General features: G+C 63.3%; 19 protein-coding genes, 1 tRNA gene and 1 pseudogene. 11 read left to right on the top strand and 10 right to left on the bottom strand.

Going from position 1 to position 22,431, the window contains the following annotated elements; translation table 11 throughout:
* Positions 1-74 precede the first annotated feature (74 nt).
* Positions 75-713, bottom strand: a complete 639-nt coding sequence (locus RCO31_RS24460; RefSeq protein WP_308971185.1) for a class I SAM-dependent methyltransferase — start codon at positions 711-713, stop codon at positions 75-77.
* Positions 714-901: 188 nt separating this feature from the next.
* Positions 902-1,459 (bottom strand): DUF308 domain-containing protein, encoded by a 558-nt coding sequence (locus RCO31_RS24465; protein WP_308971186.1) that lies wholly within the window; start codon positions 1,457-1,459, stop codon positions 902-904.
* Positions 1,460-1,599: 140 nt separating this feature from the next.
* Between RCO31_RS24465 and RCO31_RS24470 the strand changes: the two genes are divergently transcribed.
* Entirely contained in the window at positions 1,600-2,193 is a 594-nt protein-coding gene (locus tag RCO31_RS24470) for a TetR/AcrR family transcriptional regulator (protein WP_308971187.1), read from the top strand.
* Between the two features lie 250 nt (positions 2,194-2,443).
* On the opposite strand, the gene RCO31_RS24475 is transcribed toward RCO31_RS24470, so the two are convergent.
* Together RCO31_RS24475 and RCO31_RS24480 are read right to left on the bottom strand one after the other, a co-directional pair.
* Positions 2,444-3,379 carry a pirin family protein gene (locus RCO31_RS24475; RefSeq protein WP_308971188.1) on the bottom strand — a complete coding sequence of 312 codons (936 nt, stop codon included), beginning with the start codon at positions 3,377-3,379 and terminating at the stop codon, positions 2,444-2,446.
* 270 nt (positions 3,380-3,649) lie between these two features.
* Positions 3,650-4,543, bottom strand: a complete 894-nt coding sequence (locus tag RCO31_RS24480) for a LysR family transcriptional regulator (RefSeq protein ID WP_308971189.1) — start codon at positions 4,541-4,543, stop codon at positions 3,650-3,652.
* 153 nt (positions 4,544-4,696) lie between these two features.
* On the opposite strand from RCO31_RS24480, the gene RCO31_RS24485 reads away from it, so the two are divergent.
* The 5 genes from RCO31_RS24485 to RCO31_RS24505 all read left to right on the top strand — a co-directional run bounded on the left by RCO31_RS24485 (position 4,697) and on the right by RCO31_RS24505 (position 10,551).
* Positions 4,697-5,350 (top strand): hydrolase, encoded by a 654-nt coding sequence (locus tag RCO31_RS24485; RefSeq protein ID WP_308971190.1) that lies wholly within the window; start codon positions 4,697-4,699, stop codon positions 5,348-5,350.
* 194 nt (positions 5,351-5,544) lie between these two features.
* Positions 5,545-6,903, top strand: coding sequence for an alginate export family protein (locus RCO31_RS24490; RefSeq protein ID WP_308971191.1), 1,359 nt, complete (start codon positions 5,545-5,547; stop codon positions 6,901-6,903).
* A 72-nt stretch (positions 6,904-6,975) separates the two neighbouring features.
* Positions 6,976-8,046 (top strand): LLM class flavin-dependent oxidoreductase, encoded by a 1,071-nt coding sequence (locus tag RCO31_RS24495; protein ID WP_308971192.1) that lies wholly within the window; start codon positions 6,976-6,978, stop codon positions 8,044-8,046.
* Complete coding sequence (locus RCO31_RS24500) at positions 8,046-9,821, top strand: monovalent cation:proton antiporter-2 (CPA2) family protein (protein WP_308971193.1); 1,776 nt, start codon at positions 8,046-8,048, stop codon at positions 9,819-9,821. Before RCO31_RS24495 ends, RCO31_RS24500 begins: the two co-directional genes overlap by 1 nt.
* A 94-nt stretch (positions 9,822-9,915) precedes the next feature.
* Positions 9,916-10,551: a glutathione S-transferase N-terminal domain-containing protein gene (locus tag RCO31_RS24505; protein ID WP_308971194.1), complete on the top strand. Its 636-nt coding sequence runs from the start codon at positions 9,916-9,918 to the stop codon at positions 10,549-10,551.
* 523 nt (positions 10,552-11,074) lie between these two features.
* On the opposite strand, the gene RCO31_RS24510 is transcribed toward RCO31_RS24505, so the two are convergent.
* A complete protein-coding gene (locus RCO31_RS24510; protein WP_308971222.1) occupies positions 11,075-11,983 on the bottom strand; it encodes a squalene cyclase in 909 nt (302 codons plus the stop codon).
* A 594-nt stretch (positions 11,984-12,577) separates the two neighbouring features.
* Here RCO31_RS24510 and RCO31_RS24515 point away from each other — a divergent pair.
* The 4 genes and pseudogenes from RCO31_RS24515 to RCO31_RS24530 all read left to right on the top strand — a co-directional run.
* The gene (locus tag RCO31_RS24515; RefSeq protein WP_308971195.1) at positions 12,578-14,311 is read left to right on the top strand and encodes a thiamine pyrophosphate-binding protein; all 1,734 of its coding nucleotides are present in this window, start codon (positions 12,578-12,580) and stop codon (positions 14,309-14,311) included.
* A 9-nt stretch (positions 14,312-14,320) separates the two neighbouring features.
* Positions 14,321-14,860, top strand: a complete 540-nt coding sequence (locus RCO31_RS24520) for a carboxymuconolactone decarboxylase family protein (RefSeq protein WP_308971196.1) — start codon at positions 14,321-14,323, stop codon at positions 14,858-14,860.
* A gap of 152 nt (positions 14,861-15,012) precedes the next feature.
* A complete protein-coding gene (locus RCO31_RS24525; RefSeq protein ID WP_308971197.1) occupies positions 15,013-16,218 on the top strand; it encodes a hypothetical protein in 1,206 nt (401 codons plus the stop codon).
* Between the two features lie 99 nt (positions 16,219-16,317).
* A pseudogene (locus tag RCO31_RS24530) lies at positions 16,318-16,725 on the top strand (IS481 family transposase); the annotation flags it as partial.
* A 44-nt stretch (positions 16,726-16,769) separates the two neighbouring features.
* Here the strand turns inward: RCO31_RS24530 and RCO31_RS24535 are convergent.
* The 4 genes from RCO31_RS24535 to RCO31_RS24550 all read right to left on the bottom strand — a co-directional run bounded on the left by RCO31_RS24535 (position 16,770) and on the right by RCO31_RS24550 (position 19,449).
* Positions 16,770-16,859, bottom strand: a tRNA-Ser gene (locus RCO31_RS24535).
* Between the two features lie 125 nt (positions 16,860-16,984).
* Positions 16,985-17,326, bottom strand: a complete 342-nt coding sequence (locus RCO31_RS24540) for a hypothetical protein (RefSeq protein ID WP_308971198.1) — start codon at positions 17,324-17,326, stop codon at positions 16,985-16,987.
* Between the two features lie 76 nt (positions 17,327-17,402).
* A complete protein-coding gene (phbB, locus tag RCO31_RS24545) occupies positions 17,403-18,128 on the bottom strand; it encodes an acetoacetyl-CoA reductase (RefSeq protein WP_308971199.1) in 726 nt (241 codons plus the stop codon).
* A gap of 145 nt (positions 18,129-18,273) precedes the next feature.
* Positions 18,274-19,449, bottom strand: coding sequence for an acetyl-CoA C-acetyltransferase (locus RCO31_RS24550; RefSeq protein ID WP_308971200.1), 1,176 nt, complete (start codon positions 19,447-19,449; stop codon positions 18,274-18,276).
* 289 nt (positions 19,450-19,738) lie between these two features.
* Between RCO31_RS24550 and phaR the strand changes: the two genes are divergently transcribed.
* Positions 19,739-20,338: a polyhydroxyalkanoate synthesis repressor PhaR gene (gene phaR, locus RCO31_RS24555; protein WP_308971201.1), complete on the top strand. Its 600-nt coding sequence runs from the start codon at positions 19,739-19,741 to the stop codon at positions 20,336-20,338.
* A 111-nt stretch (positions 20,339-20,449) separates the two neighbouring features.
* On the opposite strand, the gene RCO31_RS24560 is transcribed toward phaR, so the two are convergent.
* Entirely contained in the window at positions 20,450-22,159 is a 1,710-nt protein-coding gene (locus RCO31_RS24560) for a bifunctional diguanylate cyclase/phosphodiesterase (RefSeq protein ID WP_308971202.1), read from the bottom strand.
* Positions 22,160-22,431: the final 272 nt, after the last annotated feature.

Raw genomic sequence — 22,431 nt, forward strand, 5'->3', positions numbered from 1 at the left:
GACGACGTCGTTGCAGGCGTGGCCGCGCGGTTTCGCAGGGATCGGCGAAGACAGTAACGGCGCTCCGGTTCAGGTCACCGCTTGCGGGCCACGATGTAAGGACGGTTGTCGTTGCCCTTCGTTGCGTGGCTTTCCGTGGCGATGATGTCGAAACCTGCGGCAGATATAAGCTGGCTCAGCTGCGCCGCCCGGAAGACGCCCGCATAAGGTGCGATGCCGATTGCGCGCATCGCCGGCAGCAAGGCCAGGCGGATGAGCGGGTTCATGTCGCCGACGCAGGGCGTCTTGGAGATGAACACGCCCTCGGCTGCAAGCAGGGCATGGATGCGTCGCAGCGTGGCCGGCAGGTCGCGAACCAGGTGGAGATAGTTGAACCCCAGAACAGCGTTGAATGCTTTTGCGTCAGGCGGCAGCGTCTCTGCGGTCGCGGTGCGAAAGACAAGTGCCGGGGTCGGCTCGGCGGCAAGCTTCTCGTTGGCGATCGCGATCATTCCGGCGGAAACATCCGTCGCGAGATAGTCCTGCACATGGCCGGCGAGCCGCAGCGCCGTCGTTCCTGTGCCGCAGCCCAGCTCGAGCACCTTGTCGCTGCGCGCCAACAGCGTGCGGGTCCTGTCCAGCGTCCGCTCATAGCCGACCTGATCGGCGATCGGACCCCTGGCATACTTTCGTGAAGTCCGGTCCCAGAAACGGGCGTCGCTGGCTGCGTTCATGATTGCTCCTCGCAAGCATCCATAGCGCAGAAATGTCGCGGTTTGAAAACGACGTCGGTCGCGCACGATGCCGCCCGGCGCGGTGAGCCACGCACACCGAGCCCCGAGGAGTGGACGACGAACAACTTCATTGCCCCGTAGCGAGACACTGCGTCGCGAGCGCGTTCGCGGCGGGAGGCGCGCAGCGCTTACGCGTCTGCCTTTCGATGGGCGGTGATGAAAAGCCAGAATGCCGAAAGCAGGAAGTAGAACGCGCCGAACGCCGCATAGGGGGCGATGTCCAGGATCGTCGGCGCAACCGCGCCAAAGGAGCGGCTGATCATGAAGCCGCCAGCGAGGGCCGACTGGGCCCCACTCAGGATCATTGCCCATTGCGCGCTATAGTGACGCCAGCGCCTGCCCCCCGTGTACAATTGCAGCAGACCCGAGAGGATCGCCCAAACGCCAAACACGGCCAGAACGGCATAGGTGCTGGTGATGACCGCCACAATCACTGCGAACGCCGTGATCGTGCTGACCGCGACATTCAATGCTTGGGACGGGTTGGCTCTGAGGCCGCCGTTTATCCGGGCGTCGACCAGATTAGCGAGAGCGTCCCATGCCGGATACATCACGAGCAGAACAGCGACAGGGCCAGATTGCCCGTTGAGGAGAATGGCGGCGGCAATCCAGGCGATCGAGAAAACGGCGCGCACGAAATAATAGGATCGCAACCAGCCCGATTGGGCCCAAGGTCGGCTTTGCATGAGGGTGACTCCTTTTGTCTACCGACTAGTAGGTAGAGACCATTCGCAAGTCAACCTGACGCGTGAGCACTCTGTTGTGAGGACCGGGCACTTGAGGAAAGCTTGACGATTTGCCTACCGGTAGGTAGGTAGATAGCGACATGAAATCAATGACTTCGACGTCGGACAAGATCCTCGACATCGCGCAGTCTCTCCTCGTCAGGGGAGGCTACAACGGGTTCAGCTATGCTGACATCTCCGCTGCGATCGGCATCAGGAAGGCGAGCATCCACCATCACTTCCCGACCAAGGCCGAGCTGGTGTCGGTGCTGGTGGACCGCTACAGGCGGCAGGCGGAGGCGGGCTTAACGTCCCTTCAAGAACAGTCCTCAAGCCCTGCCGAGCAATTGCAGTCCTATCTGAACTTCTGGCAGACGTGCATTCGAGATGCGTCGCTGCCCTTCTGCGTCTGCGCGATGCTCGCCACCGAGATGCAGATGCTGCCGGAAGAGGTCGCATCACGCGTCCGCGCCCATTTCCGTCATCTCGCGGGATGGCTCACCGCGGTGCTCCGGGCTGGCGTAGAGCAGGACGTGTTCCGCCTGGACAAGCGACCGGAAGAAGAGGCCCAGGCGCTGATGGCATCGGTTCATGGGGCAATGCTCTCGGCGCGGGCTTTCAGCGACCCCGGACTGTTCGGCGCAATCGTCAGCTCCCACGTCGCCAAGCTGCTGCCAGACGGTCGGCCGAAGTGATCGAATGACGTCGACTAGCCCGGAGAGGTCAAAGTCTCCGGTCGCTTCAAAGGGCTTGTGACGTTAGAGACGACGAAACGGAGAACTACGTTTGCGTTTACGCTTTCGCCCTCTTGACCTTCGTCGGTGATGGTGTGGTTGAGTGGCTAGCTTGAACTCTTACGCGTCAACGCGAAGTCCTCAGCGCGGCCTTGTTCATGTCGTCTTCGATCGCCCGAGCCGTGTCCGGCGATTCCCTCACCAGTGTCGGTCAGTCCGGAAGAGGAATGTGCTCATCCCGGTCATCGACCGGGAGATCGAAGCGCCCCTTGCCCCAGTTCTGCGCGCGCCATTCGGCTTTGGCCTCTTCGATGCGCTCCTGCGATGATGCGACGAAATTCCACCAGATGTAGCGGGGACCCGAAAGGGTCGCGCCGCCGAGAATCATCAGCCGCGCGCCTCTGTCACCAGCCGCGACAGTGATCCTGTCGCCGGGTCGGAAGACCATCATCCGGCCTGCCTCGAAATCCTGGCCGGCGATCGAGATCGAGCCTTCGACGATGTAGAGGCCCCGATCCTCGTGATCGTACGGCATCGGCAGTCGGCTTCCTGCTTCTAGCGCCACATCGGCGTAGAACGTCTCCGAATACATTGTCGCGGGGGCCTTCTCACCATAGGCGTTTCCGAGGATGAGCCGGAGCGAGACGCCGCTATCCTCGATCATCGGCAGCGCCTCCTTGCCATGATGCTCGAACATCGGTGCCATATCCTCGTGACGCTCGGGTAGTGCCAGCCAGGTTTGGATTCCGAACAGACTGTTCGGGCCGCTTCGGGCGGCGGCTGATGTGCGCTCTGAATGGGTCACGCCGCGCCCGGCGACCATCCAGTTCAACTCGCCAGGACGGATCGTCTGATCGGCCCCGGTGCTGTCCCGGTGATGGAAGTCGCCGCGATACAGATAGGTGACGGTGCCGAGACCGATGTGCGGATGCGGCCGGACATCGACGCCCTGTCCGGTCAGGAACTCGGCTGGCCCCGCCTGATCGAAGAAGATGAACGGCCCGACCATCTGCCGCTTGGGTGCTGGCAGGGCGCGCCGAACCTCGAAGCCGCCGAGGTCTCGCGCACGCGGGACGATGAGCGTTTCGATTGCGTCGAGGCCGACCTCATCGGGACAGCCCGGTTCGATTGCAGGGTTCCAACTCATGCGCCTCATTCTCTCTCGGATTTCCGGGAGGCCTCACCCTTGCCGATGCGAATGCCCGATTTCGATCAATCCGGACCGCGCGAGCGAGAAGAGCGCTTCGACCCGACGAATGTTTAAACTGGGCGGCGACCGTCTGCCCAACTAGCCCTGTGATACGTCAAGCTGTGTCGCGATAAGTGGAACGCGCAGGCAATGTCATCGAACTCGGCGGCTCGCAGTAGAGCAATCGTCGAACGCAGTTCCTTAATAAGGCTTCGCCCTGTTCGTGCTTTAACGGTCAAGACCCCAAATGTCCGGATTTCGTGTGAAGCACTCGATCAGCATTTCGATGAGGACCCGGACTTTCCGTGTGGGGTACTTACCCGGCGGTCGGACGACATACGCACCTGCCGAAGGCGGGGGATATCGTGTCATCACCGGAACGAGCGCCCCGGAGGCCACATATTGATGTGTGGTGCAGTCGGGGAGCCAGGCGACGCCGAGCCCTGCCACTGCCGCTGCGGCAAGCGCCGCAGCGTTGTCGGCCTTGAATCTGCCCTGCGGTTGAACCGTGACGATCTTGTCGCCATCCAAAAACTGCCAGGTCTCAGTTCCCTGCATGAGGGCCTGATGGTTGACGAGTTGCTCTACCGTCTCAGGCGAACCGTGCGCTTTGATATAGTCCGGACTTGCGACAAGCTTTCCATAGATCGGCCCGATGCGCTTCGCGATCAGGTTCGAGTCCTGAAGGTAACCAACCCGAATCGCGCAATCGAAGCCTTCGGCGATCAGATCGACGAAGCGATCGCTGTAGGAGGTGTGAATGTGGAGCTGCGGGTGCTGTTGCGCCATTTCCGCGAGCACGGGAGCGAAGTGAGTCGGGCCGAAGGTAAGCGGCATGGCAACCCTCAGGCGGCCACGCAGCTCTCCGGCGGGGAGGATCGCTTCCCTGGCGGTGTCGATCTCGGCGCTGGCCCGGGCCGCATGATCTCTGAACGTGATTCCCGCTTCCGTGAGTGCGGCACCGCGGGTCGTTCGCGCAAGAAGCTGGACGCCGAACTCCGCTTCGATCCGTAAAAGCCGCCGACTGACGATCGATTTGGAGACGCCGAGCTGGCGCGCGGCGGCCGATACGCCCCCGGCATCGGCCACGGCGACGAATGTCTGCAGATCCTCGATGTCCAAGTTGGCGTTCCTCGTTTCGCGACACAGCGTGCCGGACTATGGCACTACCTCGTCCCCCAACGGAACGTCTAAGTGCGCCCGGCAGCGTCAGCCGCTGGCGCATGTCTCCGCAAAACCAAATGCCGCTCCAAGCGGCAGCAAAGGACGCAGTAAATGACCCTTCGTAACGGCCTTGCCTCGCTTCTTCGTCCCGAAGATTCGGTCCTCGTTCTGATCGATCATCAAGCTTTTCAGCTTACGAACGTGAACAGCCATGATCCGCAGGCCGTGGTCAATAATGTGACCGCGCTCGCGAAGCTTGCGAAAGCTTTCAACGTTCCGACTATCCTCACGAGCGTGCTTGCGGCGCGTGGCGGCCTGCTTTTCAAGCAGATCACGGACGTCTTCCCGGACCAGGAGGTGATCGACCGTACCTGGGTGAACACCTGGGAGGACAAGAAGGTGGTCGACCTCGTCAAGGCAACCGGCCGCAAGCAGCTGATCATCGCAGGCCTGTGGACCGAAGTCTGCGTCGCCATGCCCGTCATCCAGGCCGCCGGCGAAGGCTGGGACGTGACCGTGATCACCGACGCGTCGGGCGGCGTTTCGACCGAGTCGCACGAGGTTGCCATCCAGCGGATGATCGCGGCCGGCGCGAACCCGATGACCTGGATGGCGCTGGCCGGCGAGTGGCAGCGCGACTGGGCACGCACCGAGCATGCCGAAGAACTGACACAGATCCTGATCGATCACCTCGGCGGCAGCGGCATCGCGTATTTGTGGGAGCAGCAGTTGCTCAACACGCCGGTGCCGGGCATCGCAGGCTGATGCGGGCGGGGTGGCGAGAGTCCTGCAGGATGCATTCTGCAAGCGCTGAGTGCTGGCCGGCCCTCGTCATCCCGCCTCGACGAGCCGCTGAAAAAGCCCACGTCCGCCATCAACCGCGTCGCTCCGTTTGGAATGGCCCACAGCGGTCACTGACGGCTGTGCGGGGCCTTGTCCTCGCGACGTCAGTCGCTGCGGTGTCTGTTGCCGCGCAAGCACAGGTTGGGACCGATATCGGGCGCGCGCCGACGCTCACGATCGAGCGTTATCCGGAGAATTGGACCCATCTCGCAGACCCTGCGAAGCGGACGGGGCGATGGACCGAACAGTTCAAGTACATCCCCTTGAGCGCGGACGGGTCGACGTATTTCACGACGGGCGTCGAGTTCCGGTCGCGCTACGAGGGCTATGCCAACGTCAATTGGGGAGCGGCGCCGGACGATGGTTATGTCTGGCATCGCTTCATGCCCTACGCCGACTTCCATGTGGGCAAGCTCCGTTTGTTCGCACAGCCCATCTTCTCCGGGATCTCAGGCGTTCACCGCGCCAAGAGGCCTGTCGATACAACCGGCGCCGACATGCTGCAGGCCTTCATCGAGGTGGAGTCGGATGTCGCGGAGGCAACCTCGGTGCGGCTGTCGGCGGGCCGCAAGCTCGTCTCACTGGGCGCGGGACGCTTCGTCGACACGCGCTATGGCCCCAACATTCCGCAGGCGTTCGACGGCGTCGACATGTCTCTGACGGCCGAAGCCTGGCAGTTGACGGCGCTCTATTTCCGCCCGGTCGACAACAGGCTGGACGATTTCGACGATCGGACGTCGACCCAGAAGGCGCTCTGGGGCGCCTATGCGACGTGGTGGCTGGGAGATAGTCGGGCGAACGGCTTCGACGTCTATTATTTGGGGCTGCGCGACCGGAATGCGGTCTACGATCAGGGCGCCGGTAGAGAGCTGGTCCATACCATCGGAGCCCGCATATTCGGCGATACCGGCAGCACATACTGGAACCTCGAGGGTGCCATTCAGCGTGGGACGTTCGCGGGCCACCGGAGGGCGGCCTGGGGCATCGGTGGCGAGATCGGCTACCGGTTCACGCAAATCCCGCTGCAGCCCGACCTCAGGCTCGCCGCAGACGTGATCTCGGGAGACGATGATCCGGACGATCCACAGCTTGGAACGCTCAATCCGCTCTTTCCCCGGGGCAAGTACTTTGCCTCCCAGTCGCCGATCGGACAGCGCAACCTGATTCATGTGCGGCCTTCCCTTACGGTCCGCCCGCACAAGGATGTCGAGTTGTCGCTGTCAGGTACGGCCTATTGGCGACAGAGCACCGGCGACGGCATTTATGCAATCTCGGGTGCGCTCGTCCGCAGCGGCAAGGATAGCGATGCGCGCTTCATCGGAACGCAAGCCGAGATCGCCATAGGGTGGCAGGCAACGCCGGAGCTGAACCTCGCGGCTTCGGTCGGAGTCTTCGATCCGGGAACGTTCATTCGCGAGACGGGGCCGGCGGAGGTCATAAAACTCGTCGGCGTCATGGCGAACTACCGGTTCTGACATGCGATCGCTCGCCGCTCCCGAACCCGTGTCCCCACACCGCGCCGCCGAATGAGCTTGCAAGGATTACCTATGGAAATCGGCATCGACAGTTTCGCCGCCATCCTCCCCGATCCCGCGACGGACAAGCTTCCGTCGGCAACCGATCGCATGGCCGATCTTATCGACGAGGTCGAGGTCGCCGACCGGGTGGGGCTCGATGTCTTCGGCATCGGCGAGCACCATCGCGCCGAGTTTCTCGATTCCGCGCCGGCGATCATTTTGGCTGCCGCTGCGGCCCGCACCAGTCGCATTCGACTGACGAGCGCGGTGACGGTGCTGAGCGCCGCCGACCCGGTCCGGATCTTTCAGGAGTTCGCGACCCTCGACCTGATCGCAAGGGGCCGGGCCGAGATCGTCGTCGGGCGAGGCTCGTTCGGCGAGGCCTATCCGCTGTTCGGCGCGGACCCGCGGGACTATGACGAGCTCTTCGCGGAGAAGCTCGGCCTGCTGCTGAAGCTCAACCAGACGACCTACCCGATCTGGAAGGGGCGCTTCCGCACGGCGCTGGAGGGTCAGGGCGTCTATCCGCGTCCACATCAGCCGCACCTGCCGCTTTGGGTCGGCGTTGGCGGCACGCCGCAATCCTTCGTTCGCGCCGGCACCCTCGGCCTGCCGCTGATGGTGGCGATCATCGGGGGGAGCTTCGAGCGCTTCCGACCACTCGTCGATCTCTATCGCGAGGCGGTCATGAACGCCGGACACATGCCCGACAAGCTCAAAGTGGGCGTCCACGCGATGGGCTTCGTTGGCGAGACCGACAAGGCGGCCAGGGAGGCATTCTTCCCCGGCTGGGCGCATCTGACGGAAAAGATCGGCCGCGAGCGCGGCTGGCCGCCGCCGTCGCGCCAGCAGTTCGACGCCATGGCCAGCCCGGAAGGCGCGTTCCTGATCGGCGATCCGGCGACGGTCGCAGCCAAGATACTTCACGCCGGCGAGGTGCTCGGCGGCGTTTCACGCATCACCTTCCAGATGAGCACCGCCTCGCTTGAGACGGCGGCGATGAAGCGGTCGATCGAACTTCTGGGCAGTGAAGTCGCGCCGATCGTCAGGGCGGCAGTGCAACCAACGACCTCAGCACACGAAATCGGAAAGACGATCTGATGGCTGAAGCTGGTTTGGGGCAGACGATCGCTCCTGCGGTGGTCTTGATGGGAGCGGCGGTGGTTGCCGTGCCGCTGTTTCGGCGGCTCGGCCTTGGCTCGGTCCTCGGTTACTTCACCGCCGGCGTACTGGTGGGGCCATCGGTGCTCGGTCTGTTTACCGACGCCCAGTCCATCCTGCATTTCTCGGAGCTCGGGGTGGTGATGTTCCTGTTCGTGATCGGACTCGAACTGCGCCCGCCCAAGCTTTGGGCCATGCGGGGCCAGATCTTCGGGTTGGGTCTTGCCCAGGTCGCCGGCGCGATCGCGACCCTCGCGCTGACGGGCGCAGTGGTGTTCGGCTTGTCGGGTCGGGTCGCCTTCATCGCCGGGGCCGGCTTCGTCTTGTCCTCGACCGCCGTCATCATGTCTGCGCTGCAGGACCGCGGCGAGATGTCGGGTGCGGAGGGGCAGAAGTCGGTCGCGATCCTCTTGTTCGAGGATTTGATGATCGTGCCGCTTCTGGCGGTGGTCGCCCTTCTGTCGCCTCTCTCGCAAGGAGAGGCGGGATGGACCGGTGTTCTGGTGGCGGTTGCCGCGCTGTCTGCACTCCTGGCTGTGTCGCGCTGGGGTCTCAACCCGTTCTTCGCCCTACTGGCGCGGGCGCGGACGCGCGAGGTGCTGACGGCGGGCGCGCTGCTGGTGGTCCTCGGTGCGGCGTTGCTCATGGAGGTCGCCGGGCTGTCCATGGCGATGGGCGCCTTCCTCGCCGGGGTGATGCTGTCGAGTTCGAGCTACCGACACCAGATCGAAAGCGACATCGAACCGTTCCGTGGCCTGCTCATGGGGCTGTTCTTCCTGGCCGTCGGCATGTCGCTCGACCTCGCCGTCGTCGCGGCCGAATGGCGACTTCTGCTTTCCATGTTGGCCGCCTTCACGGTCGCGAAGGGGGCCGTGGTCTATGCGGTCGCCCGGCTGTTCGGCACCGCCAGCCGCCAGGCACTGCACCGAACGTCGATGTTCCTGCAGGGCGGCGAGTTCGCCTTCGTGCTCTACGCCGCGGCGACATCGGGCGGCGTAATCGAGGCGCGGGAGAACGCGCTTTTCTCCACCGTCGTGATCCTGTCCATGGCCCTGACCCCACTGCTCATGATCGCAACGGACAGGCTGCTTCGCACCGAGGCATCGATGGACGGCGTCGATGTCGCCCGCGATCTGAAGGGGCGGATCCTCCTCATCGGCTTCGGCCGCTTCGGCCAGATCGCTTCGCAGGTGCTGCTGTCCAGAGGCGTCGACCTCGCCGTCATCGACAAGAATCCCGAGCGGATCCGCGACGCGGGACGATACGGTTTCAAGGTCTACTTCGGCGATGGCGCCCGCCTCGACATCCTGCGCCACTCCGGCGCCGGAGTGGCCGATGTGATCTTGATCTGCATCGACGATCCAAAGGCCGCGCTGCAGATCGTGGAAATGGCGCAGCACGAATTTCCTCAGGCAAGGCTCCTGGTGCGCAGCTATGACCGTGGACATGCCGTGGACCTGATCCGCGCCGGTGTCGACTATCAGATTCGCGAGACGGTCGAGTCCGCCTACCTGATGGGAGCGGCAGGCCTGCGCGCGCTGGGCTTCGCCGAGGTCGACATCGAGGAAGCCGCCGAGGACATCCGCCGGCGCGATACGGAGCGGCTGGACGAACAGGTGCAGGGAGACGCCATGTCGGGCCGCGACAGGTTGCTCCTCCAGCCCGTCCCCGAACCGTTGACTGGAATGTCGGGTCAAAGTGGGCCTCGCAGCTAACGAGCCGTACGACATTCCGCATTCGACAGGAGCGTGTCGGCCCCCCTTGGCGCTGACGGCGCCAATAACAAGAGCAAGAAGGACGAAACCATCAATGCCTACGCTTTACTATGCACTCGGTGCCTGCTCGCTGGCTCCTCACATTGTTCTCGAATGGATCGGCAGGTCGTACGAAGCGGTCAAGGTGCAATACGGCTCCGACGAACTGCTTGCAGTGAACCCCGCCGGCGCGGTGCCGACCCTTCGTGAGGATGACGGCTGGCTTCTGACCCAAGCCGGCGCCATCCTGAACTATCTTGCGCACAAGCATCCTGAGGCCATGCTTGCTGGCGGCCACGGCCTGCGCGCCGAAGCCGAAGCGCATCGCTGGTCCGCTTTCTTCGCGTCGGACGTTCACGCCGCCTTCTGGCCGATCTTCGTGCCGTCTCGCTACACGACAGACACGAGCGATGTCGCGCGCAAGGCCGTGACAGAAGCGGGGCAGGAACTGGTGGCGAAGCAATTTGCCATCCTCGACCGGCACCTCGATGGACGCGAATTTATCCTCGACGGCGGACGCTCGGTCATCGATGCGTATGCGTTTCCAATGATGTGGTGGGCAACAAAGCTGCTGCCTAACCGACTGAAAGAATACGCCAACGTCCAGGCTCTGCATGACAGAATCGCAGCCGATCCGGCGGTGCAGAAGGTGCTGGCGCGCGAGCAAGCCGCTGGCCGCGAGAAGCAATAAACACATTCAATATACCAGGATCAATGATCCATCAGAACCTTCACTTTCGGTAGCAACCCACCTCTATGTCGGCCATTCGAGCGGTAGGGGGCGCAATCCGGATGAGCCATTCTGATAAGATGATCGCAGCCTTCACTTTTAGCGAGCAGGTCCTCGCACTCTCCATTGATACCGTTGGCGCTGCTGTCGTCCCCTTTTCAGAGTTAGGTGCTCGCGATCCTAGAGTCGTCGCACTCGCGCTTTTCCGCTATGACGAAACGCGCGGACACCGTGATCAACGCCGATCAATCGTTCGACCGGGTGGTGTCCGACTGCCTTGACCTCGTTCAGCAGTGACTACGGAGCCCTGCGTAGCTGGATGAGACTGCTCTAAGCTCAAAAGGAGGCTGAAGAACCGGTGCCCGATCGTGTCTTAGGGCCGAGAGGGACAGTCCGCTGTCGGGCCAGTGTCACTGGAAAGAGGTCGTCCCGCCAGCAACGCATTGCCGAAGCTCAGCCGGAATCGAAACCAAAAAGCGCGCGGCTATTGCTGGGCCGCTTCCCACCACTTCAAGATACGCAGCGCACGTAGTGTGATCCAACGCGATGGCTGGCCCGGGCCGGGGTCAAGCTCGAACCATCGTCGCCCACGAACCTTCCAGTCCATTAGCCATCTGCCATCCGCCTGTTGTTTCCGTCGGACCTGCGCGATTGCTTCAGCTAGCCGTTGATCGGGCTCGGACTGGTCGAACTTGGACGCACTTCGAAAATAATCCAGTGCGCGCAAGATGTCGTATCGCCAATGATTAGGATGGCTGAACTCGAGGTACTGCGTGTCCACGATTTCGCCCGTGCTCAGCCGACGAAAGAGCCTTCGGCTCAGCAGATAGTTCTCCCCACCGCGCCGTGCTGCCCGCGTCTGCGGCGTCACGCCCACTCTACGTTCGTATTCCAGCAGGCCCTCAAGAACACTGATCGTCGTATCAAACGAACTGACGCGTGATCCGTTGGCGCGTTCACAGTTCCAACCGCCGTCTTGTTGGCGTTCGTTAAGCAGGCGCTGCACAATGGGCGATATGTCGACGCCGAAATACGCCCCGTCAGCAATGGTGCGACCGTTGATGCACTCTTCAACTTCGCCGTCCCAGTAGCGCTCTCCGTCGTGGTCCCAGCGAGAATTTTCGCCGATGAGCCGAACCGTACGACGGGCGCAGGCACAGCCGGGATCGAGGCCGAATTCTCGCAGTTGCGCCAACGTCCAGCAGGTCGCCGTCCAAGGCTGACCCTCTTCGCGCCATTTCTGCTCGGTAAAACCCGCCGGCACAAAAGCGCCGCCGGCCCATTGGCCGTCGTTATCTTGCAATTCGAAGAGGCGCCCGCCCCAACCGTGGGTTTCAATCTTCGTCTGCTCCAGTCTCGATCCATCTTCGGGTCCGTCGAGTAAATCATCCATGACCTGCCAGCGGATCGCCGGATCGGAGTCAAGCAGCCAGTCGATGACGTCATTGCGCACGCTTTGGCCCTCCCCGAAGCGTTCAAACGCTATCGCGTCCGGATGGAGGCAACAAGCGCAAGCCTACGTCTGCAATCCGTTCAACCGGACACGGCAACCTCTTCGTACGCGTCCGCTATCGGGGAGGATGGCCTCCCTCGACGATCAGCCGAGTCCGGCCCCACTCTTTTTTCGTCCGCTCGTGTTGACCGGGTGTTGACCGGGCTCAAAGCGTCAAAGTGCTAGGAATGTAGTCCAGCGCAACATTTCGATTTCATTGAGGCTCTGGAGCTGGCGAAGGGATTCGAACCCTCGACCCCAACCTTGGCAAGGTTGTGCTCTGCCCCTGAACTACACCCACACCCGAAAGGGTAATCGCGGCTCGGTCGAACCCGACCGGGCCGCTCCAGCGAAGCTATGCCAAATGGCACCGGCTAATGCCAACTGTTGCCGCTTGGTGAAAACTCTCCGCGGCGCCGATCCTATTCATTAACCGGGGGCTGGCACCATTTCCGCGACAACCGCCCCCTGGAACCAGGACATCACGGTCATTCCATGACGGTATCCGCGGCGAAGCTCGGCACCGACTACATCCTCGACGCGCTGGTGGCCGAGGGGCTTGGGCATCTTTTCATGGTCCCGGGCGGGCTCGTCGACCCGTTCCTGCCGGCGCTCGGACGGCATCCCGACATCAAGCCGATCATTGCCGCGCACGAGGGCGGCGCGGTCTACATGGCCGACGGCCACGCGCGCGCCAGCGGCCGCTTCGGCGCCGCGCTCGGAATCGGCGGACCGGGCGCCGGCAACATGGCGACCGCCATCGCCGCCGCCAAGACCGACCGTTCACCGGTGATGGTCATGACCGGCGAAATCCCGCTCGACATGGAAGGCCGCGGCGAGTTTCAGGATGCCAGTCAGGCCACACTCGACGACGACGCCATGATGCTGCCGCTCACGCGGCTGTCGAAGACAGTCGCCTCGGGGCGCAATCTCAATCACTGGTTTCGTCATGCGCTGATTGCGATGTGGGCGCAGCCGCGCGGGCCGGTGCACCTCTCACTGACACACGATGCGCTCACCGACGAATGCGCGGCGGAGGACGTCGCGGTGTCGAGCTTCTTTGCCGATGCGCGGCCGCTGAGCTTCGCGCAGGCCGAAGGAGCGCTGCGGCTCCTCACCGACGGTGCAAAGCAGCGGATCGCCATTCTGGCTGGTGCCGGCATCGAGCATGACGCAGCCGCGGCGCGGCTCATCGAGATCGCAGAGCGCTGGTCGATCCCAGTCGCAACCACGTTGCGTGCCAAGGGCGTGTTCCCCGAGGACCATGCACTGTCGCTCGGCGTGTTTGGCTACGGTGGCACCCGTCACGCCACGAACGCGATCCTCGGAAACGAGATCGATTGTCTCCTGGTGCTCGGCTCAGGTTTCAACGAACGCGACACCATGCATTGGACCGTCCGCGATCGCTCACGCGCGACGATGATCCACGTCAATACCGACATGGACGAGCTCGCCGCCAACGGCGACCGCGGACATGTGGTGCAAGGAAGCTGCCATGCCTTTCTCGACCTGATGCACGAACGCGCCGGGACGATCGCGCCGGCGCTGCAGGCGGGCCAGGCCATGCGCCGAAGCTGGCTCGAGGAGATCAAGGCTGGCCCGCGTCTCTACGACGTCGAGAACACCCACAGGCCCGGAAGCCCGATCCACCCCGCCACTGCGATCACAGCGTTGCGGGAAGCGTTGCCGCGCGACGGCATCGTGCTGGTCGATTCCGGTGCGCACCGCGCCTTCGCGGCGCACTATTGGAGCGCCTATGCGCCGCGCACGTATATCTCAGCCACCAATCTGGGGCCGATGGGCTGGGCGATCCCAGCCGCAATCGGCGTCCAGTGCGCGCGTCCCGATCGTCGCGTTGCTGTCATCACCGGCGACGGCTGCATGCAGATGCACGGCATCGAGGTGCAGACAGCGGCGCGTTATCGTCTGCCGATCGTCTATCTGGTGATCAACAACGGCGCACTCGGCAATGTCTGGCTGCGTGCCAGGAAATTCGGTGCCCTGCCCTCCGAGCTCACCAGCATCCCCGATCATGATTGGGCCGCCTTCGCGCGCGCGTTCGGCGCGCAAGGCTTCACCGTGCGTGACCCGGCCGAGCTCGGCGACACCTTCCGCAAGGCGCTCGCCGCCGGGACAACTGCGCTGATCGACGTGAAGGCCGATAAGGATTGCCCAACGCCGGTCGCCGACTTCAATGCCGGCGCCCACGCCTGGTCCTATCACGAATAGAGGCGACGCATGACCGTATTGACCATGGATGCAGCGGCGCTGCCGGCCGATGCGCGAGCGCTCTACGACGTGATGGCGGCGCGGCGCGCAGCACACGGCGAGCACTTTGGCGGTCCCTATCTCGCGCTCCTCAATCACCCGGAACTCGCAAAGCGGGTTGAGGAGCTCGGCTTCTTCCTGAAATTCGAAGGCGTGTTGCCGCGCACGATTTACCAGTTCATCGTGCTGACGATCGCCCGTGCCACCGGCGCCGACTACGAATGGCACGACCATATCGAGCGCGCACGCGCCGCCGGCCTTCCCGCCGCCGTGATCGAGTCGATTGGCAGTGGACACGAGGATGCCCTCCCCGATCCCTATGCCCTGGTGCATGCCATCCTGGCCCGGACCACGACGTGGCAGGTGGTACCGGAGGACTTGCAGGCGCGCGCCGCCGGCCTGTGGGGCAGGCGCGGTCTGGTCGAAATCGTGGTGGTGTCCGGCTTCTACCAGATGTTCGCCGCCATCAATCAGGGATTTGATATCAGGCCCGCCCCCAAAGCGAGTTGAGAATTTCCCGCGGGATGACACATCAGCGGCGATCACAGCACCAACCCATCTCCGACCATGCCCGCCCCCCGACGACCTCTTCGCCTTCCTCGACCGTCTCGGCATCGCCTACGCGACCTTGACCCACCCGCCTTTGTTCATGAGGAGCTCACATGATCGAGAAGGATAGTTACCCCTTGCCGCCGCGCGATGGCGACTACATCGCGCTTCGCCATCTCGTCATCAGCGGCAGCGACCAGGAGATCGGACACGATATCGGCCACATCTCCAAGTCCGACTACGCGGTCAAGCTCGCCCGCTACGTCGCGCCAATCTACGGCAAGGCGCGGCTCGACTACTTCCGCCGCAACTGGCCATCAGGCCATGCGCGGGCCCTCGGTGTTGGCGAAGCATATGGCGTTGATCCGGAAGAGGGGATTTTCGACACTACCGCTCTTCCCTTGGACATGGGCGGCGCCGGCTGCTCCGCGGTGTTCATTCCGCCAAGCCTCAGCGTCAATGGCCACCCGCTCGTCGCACGAAACTACGACTGGTTCACGGTCACGCCACGAGAGTTTCATGGCGGGCAGCGCATGCCTGGTGAGTACGCGTTCAACGCGCGCTCGCAGATCACGGAACTCCGGCCGGAGCAAGGTCGGGCAAGCCTACACATAAGCGGCTGGGACCTGCTGAATCCATGGGTCGACGGCCTCAATGAGGCAGGCCTGTTCGTGACCGTGCTGGCCGATCCATCGGCGCCTGCGGCGCCGCTGCCGCAGGCGGGCGGACGTGACGCCGGACTGAGCCAGTTCCAGGTTCCCGCCATGGTGTTGGGACAGTGCGCCACAGTGGAAGAGGCCAAGCACTGCCTGCTGCAGCAAAGGATCTTCTGCCCAACGAGCGGCCTGCATCTCCTGATCGCGGACGCCAGGGGAATGGCGACGGTATTCGAGATCGACGGCAGCACGGGGCAGTACTGCTTCGTTGACGGCAGACAGCACGAGCCGTTCATAGTCACCAACCACCCCCTGCACCGTTATCCCGATCGCTCGACGTTCCCCGCGCTCGACATGGGCAAGGAGCACAACAGCTTCGTGCGTGTCTGCTTGCTATCGAGCGCTATCTCCAGACACCACGCACCGTATACTCGTGGGGACCTGCAGGGGCTGATCGACGTTGTCGCGTGCGCCTTCGCCGACAGCAGCGCGGCCGGAGTGATCGCACCGCTCCCCGAGCGAACGCTGTGGAGTCATACGGTGGACCTTGCCGAGAAGACATTTCTCGCGACCTTCTACCTCGGCGACATCGGACCCGTCCGCGGCACCAACGCCATGCGCGTTCGTCGCAGTGAGCCGATCGGGATCGGCTTCTCGCAATAGCCCACCTTACGAGTTTGCAGCGCGCTGGAGCGTTGCTGGTCGCTCGGTGGAAGCCATGCGAGCGTACTGCTGCGCAGGCTCGTCGCCGCTTCAAGCGCAAAGGAGGCGACGCGGCCGCCAGGAGCAAACAGCGTGCAGCAGCAGGACCGCTTCGATGCCTTCGTCCAAGAGTTCAATCGCGAAAGGCCGTATGAGGCGCTGGCCATGAAGTGTCCCACCGAGATCTACCTGACCTCACCGCGCCCTTATCAAGGCCTGCCCGAGCTGCCTATCCGTTCCACGACCGCGACGTGCTGGTCACCGCATGCGGACCCCGATGCCTGCACCGCAAGCGCATCAACATCTCGCATGTCCTGGCCGGCCAAAAACTCGGCATCAAGGAAGTCGACGAGGGTATTTGGCTCGTCAGCTTCATGCACTACGATCTGGGATACTTCGATCTCGAGCAGAGGACCCCTGCAGCCCCTCGACAACCCGTTCGGCACGAGATTGTCACCCATGTCTTAGGTACGATCTGTTACCGATGTGTCCGGGCCGGACATGGCCGCAAGTGGCGGAGAGGGAGGGATTCGAACCCCCGATAGGCTTGCACCTATGCCGCATTTCGAGTGCGGTGCGTTCAACCACTCTGCCACCTCTCCGAAGGGGCGATCGGGCCGGTTTCCCGGCCGGTTGCGGGCTCGTTCTATGCGAGGTTCGCCCGCCAGACAAGGCGGTGAAGCGTCTTGAAAGATAGGTATTTGCGCCTGCTCCCCGCCAGCCTTGCTCAGCCGGTCCGACCGGCGCTCGCGGCGATGTCGAGGATCTGCACGGCGTCGGGAAGCTCGACCAGGAACTCAGGGTCGCGCTCTAGGTGATGGATGCGCCGGGGGTCGGCGCCAGCGAACCGAGACATCGCCTCGACGCTCTCCCAATACGAGATGGTCACGAATTCGCTTTCGCCAGCACGATCCTCGCGCAGCAACTGCACGCCCAGCGCCTTTTTCTCCAGCGGCTTGATGCCGTGCTCATATAGATAGGCGGCGTACTCGTCGGCGCGCGCGGCCGGTGTGCGGCCTCGCCAGATCCGCGCGATCTTCGGATGCGCGCCGCGCTGTTCCGGATTCATGTCGCTCTCCCTCGGTCGGCAACACTCGGCCGACAACGATTTTCATCGCGGCCGGTTCCGCGGCGGATCGCGCAGCCTATGTGAGGTACTGCCCCCCATTGATCGTCATGGTCGAGCCGTTGACGAATCCGGCCTCGTCGGACGCAAGGAACACGACGGCGCGCGCGATCTCCTCCGGCTCGCCGAGCCGCCCGGTGGGGATGGCCGCGATCACATTCTTCTCCAGCACGTCCTTCGGTACGGCGCGAACCATTTCCGTGTTGATGTAGCCTGGACAGATCGCGTTGACGGTGATGCCGCTCCGCGCCGCTTCCAGCGCCAGCGCCTTCGTGAAGCCGATGTCGCCGGCCTTCGCCGCAGAATAGTTCACCTGGCCGAACTGACCCTTCTGGCCGTTGATCGACGAGATGTTGATGATCCGGCCGAACTTCCGCGCGCGCATGCCTTCGATCACATGCCGCGACATGTTGAACAGCGAGCCGAGATTGGTGTTGATGACCGCATTCCATTGCTCGAGCGTCATGCGGTGGAACGGCGTGTCCTTGGTGATGCCGGCATTGTTGACCAGCACCTCGACCGGACCGAGCTCCGATTCGACTGTCTTGATGCCCTCGCCGCAGGCCTCGAACGAGCCGACGTCCCACTTGAACACCGGGATGCCGGTGGCGTCCTTGAACTTGGCCGCGGCCGCCTCATTGCCCGCATAGCTTGCCGCGACCTTGTAGCCGGCCGCCTTCAGCGCTTTGCTGATCGCCTCGCCGATGCCGCGCGTGCCGCCAGTGACCAGTGCCACCCGTGCCATGACAATCCTCCCATTACGTCTTCATCGCTGTGAACAGTACGTTGCCTGCTCACCCGGGCCATGTCTCCTTTAGATGGAGTTTGAGCCCGAGACGAACATGCCCGGCGCAGGGCCGGGCATGTAGCGTTTCTTCATGACACCGGCTTTACCGTTCCACGCACATTGCAATGCCCATGCCACCGCCGATGCAGAGCGTCGCAAGCCCCTTCTTGGCGTCGCGCTTCTGCATTTCGTGCAGCAGGGTGATCAGAATGCGCGTGCCTGACGCACCGATCGGATGACCGATGGCGATGGCGCCGCCGTTGACATTGACCTTGGACGTATCCCAGCCGAGATCCTTGTTGACTGCACAGGCCTGCGCAGCAAACGCCTCGTTCGCCTCGATCAGGTCGAGGTCGGCGGCATTCCAGCCGGCCTTCTTCAGGGCGGCACGCGACGCCGGGATCGGTCCGGAGCCCATGATCGCCGGATCGACACCGGCCTGCGCCCAGGAGGCAATGCGCGCAAGCGGCTTCCTGCCTTCCTTGGCGGCCTGGCTCGCGAGCATCAGCACCACCGCGCCGGCACCGTCGTTGATGCCCGATGCGCTGGCCGCGGTGACCGTGCCCTCCTTGTCGAAGGCAGGACGCAACTTGGACACGCTTTCTACGGTGACACCCGCTTTGATGTACTCGTCCGCATCGATGACGATATCGCCCTTCCGGCCCTTGATCGTGAAGGGCACGATCTCGTCCTTGAACTTGCCGGCCTTCTGCGCCGCCTCGGCCTTGTTCTGGGAGGCGACGGCGAACTCATCCTGCTGCTGGCGGGTGATCTGCCACTGCTTGGCGACGTTCTCGGCGGTATTACCCATGTGGTAGCCGTTGAAGGCGTCCCACAGGCCGTCCTTGATCATGGTGTCAACGAACTCGATGCTGCCCATCTTGTGACCACCGCGCAGATATTGCGCATGCGGCGACAGGGTCATCGATTCCTGACCGCCGGCGACGACGATATCAGAGTCCCCATTCATCAACGCCTGGTAGCCGAGCGCCACGGAGCGCAAACCCGAGCCGCAGACCATATTGACGATCCATGCGGGCGAGGCGGCCGGCACGCCGGCCTTGATCGACGCCTGCCGGGCGGGATTCTGGCCCTGAGCCGCGGTCAGGATCTGGCCCATGATCACCTCCGAGACGCGGCCCGGTTCGACGCCGCTGCGTTCGAGCGCTGCCTTGATGGCTGCGGCGCCGAGATCGTGCGCGGGCGTCGAGGCGAATGAGCCATTGAAGCTGCCGACGGCGGTGCGGGCCGCGCCGACGATGACGACATCGTCCTTCATGGGGAAAACTCCTGAGGGTGGTCCGTTCGAGCTGGCTCGGTGCCGGCGGCCGGAATGATCGCCACATCCTGTGAAGCCAGCGAATGCGTGTCAATCGCTTAGCAGATAATGGTCGCGCGCGCGACCGGCCAGCTGCAGCACTGCCCGGCGACGCTGTTAACCCGACCTGCACAAAACGGTAGCCGAAGGCTCTTGAAAGTGCTTACTTTATTGCAACGCGCCAACACGCGCTGCCCGGGCCGCTTCCGGACGGGTTCCCGTCCCTCTTCATCTTGTTGTGCGAGTGTCCATGGCGAAATCGGAAGAGCCTATCACCATCAAGAAGTACGCCAATCGGCGCCTCTACAACACCGGCACCAGCACCTATGTGACGCTCGAAGACCTCGCCACGATGGTGAAGAACGGCGAGGATTTTCTGGTCTATGACGCGAAGACCGGCGACGACATCACCCGCCAGGTGCTCGCGCAAATCATCTTCGAGCAGGAGAACAAGGCAGGACAGAACCTGCTGCCGACGACCTTCCTGCGCCAGCTCATCCGCTTCTATGGCGACAGCATGCAGATGCTGGTGCCGCGCTATCTCGAGCAGTCGATCGACACGCTGACGCGCGAGCAGGAGAAATTCCGTACACAGATGACCCAGGCCTTCGGCGGCATGAGCGCATTCGGCCCGCTGGAGGAGCAGGTTCGCCGCAACATGGAAATGTTCGAGAGAACGTTTTCGATGTTCAAGCCGTTTACGGCGCCGCGACGCCCAGAGGCGCCGCCTGCCGACAAGCCTGCCGAAGAAAACGGCAAGACCGCCGACGAGATGGAAACCCTGCGCCGCCAGATGAAGGAGATGCAGGAGAAGCTCGAGCGGATGTCGAAGGAGCAGGACAAGACCTGAGGGGCACGCGCTTTGCCGCAGCCCGCATCAGCCACCGGCACCCGGCGGCTCACTCTCCGACAAGATCGAATATCGCTTTCATCGCGATCGTCGCCGCGCTGAGGGCGTCGATCACACCACGCTGTGCGCGGCCGCCTTGCGGGCGGAGTCGTCGTTTGTGCCGACCCAGGGCCGCTCGTCCGTCGCAAGGCCGATGAAGCGACCCTGAATGTAGTCGCAACCCCAGTCGCGCAACAGATTGGCCGCTTCCGCGTCCTGCACCCACTCGGCGACAGTCTTCAACTCGAGCCGCCGCGAAAGGTCGATCAACGTCTGCACGAACGCGCGATCGTCGGACGAGCGCGCGACGTTCTGCACGAACGCGCCGTCGATCTTGACGATGTCCACGCCGAGCTTGCGCAGGTTGCGAAACGACGTGTAGCCAGCGCCAAAATCGTCGATGGCGATGCGGCAGCCGTGATTCTTCAACCGCGTGACGAAAGTGCGTACGTCGTCGATGTCGCGGATCGCCACCGTCTCGGTGATCTCGACGATCAGGCGCTGCGCAATCGAGGGGCTCGCGCGCAGGCACGACTCGATGCTGCTCCACCAGTCGGGATCGGTGGTCGTATCCGGCGAGATGTTGAGGCTGAGCTGGACCGTCGGCGACGTCGCAAGCTCCGCCAGCACCAGCTCGAGCACGCGGTGATCGACCAGGCGGATCAAGCCGAGCCGCTCGGCAACGGGCACCACGTCAGGTGCCAGGATCAGGCCGCCGTCGTGACGCATGCGAACCAGGCATTCATAGAACGCCGCTTCGCGCGTGTCCGCCTTCACCACCGGCTCGAAGGCAATGACTAGGCGGCGATCGTTCAGCGCGGTGACGATCTCGTCGGTGACACGAATGTTGACGCGCCTTTGCGCGTCGCGCTCGACGTTCGGAAGCCATGTCATGAACGAGCCGGCGCGGCGGGCTTTCGCGGCCTCCAGCGCTTCCTGCGCACGACTGGCCACATCATCGGCGGTACGGGCGTGGCGCGGCACGTTGATGCCGCCGATCGAGACGGTCACGGACACCGGTCCGGACTTTGTCGGGACCACGTCGTCGCGAATGCCGGCGAGAAAGCGCTCCGCGGCCAGCCGCATCTGGTCGGCGGTGCAATTCTTCAGGATCAGGCCGAGCTTATTGCCAGAAAAACGGCCGAGCACATCGCCGCCGCGCAGCCGCGCGCGCAGACGATCGGCCACCTCACGAATGACCTCGTCGGCCACGTCGAAACCAAACGCATCGTTGACCCGGGCCAGACGATCGATGGCCACGACCATGAAGGCAAATGAGGAGCGAAAGCGCTGGGCTTCCTCGATCGCTTCCGCAAGCGCTGCGATCAACCGAGTGCGATTGTGTTCGCCGGTCAGCGGATCCTGCTGCGAAAGCCGCATCAGTTGCTCGTCGCGCGCATGCCGTTCGTTGATCGCACGCATTACGCCCTGCGCCCGCACCGGCCTGCCGTCGGCGCCGGCGAACCAGCGGCCGGTTTCCTCGATCCAGAGCATCGGCGCGCTTGCTGCGCGGCGCACGCCGTATTCGACGCGATAAGGAACACCGTCGCCCTTGTCAGGCGCCGATGAATTCATGATGGCGTCGACGCGGGCGGAGCTTGCCGGCTCGATGTGCTTGGCGAATTCAGTACCCGAGGCGAGCTTGTCGGGCGGAAACCCCGACAGCAAAGTCTTCACGCCCGCGCCCCATCTCAGGACGTCGGCGGTGATGTCCCAGTCGAATCCGGCGTGCTCGACGGATGCCAGGATGTGGTCAGTCTGAAGCGAATCAGAAGATGCCACGGACGCCTCATCTTTAAGGACACCGCCGCGGGTCGCACGCCACGGCGCATTGTCGGTTTTGAGACACGCTTAAGTGACCTTTCTGAACATTTCGGAAAGCCTGCGGTATTGCAGCACAGGTCTTCCATCACAACCATAGCAGGTATGCGCGGCCCGAAGTTTGCGAAACTCAACTCAAGAACCGGACTTTGTCCCAATTTGAGGCAAAATCGCAATGTCGCGCGTGCTTTCCGAACAATCTCCCGATCCAAACGTCTCAAGAAGACGCGCGC

It is taken from the genome of Bradyrhizobium sp. LHD-71, assembly GCF_031157255.1.
GTDB lineage: Bacteria > Pseudomonadota > Alphaproteobacteria > Rhizobiales > Xanthobacteraceae > P52-10.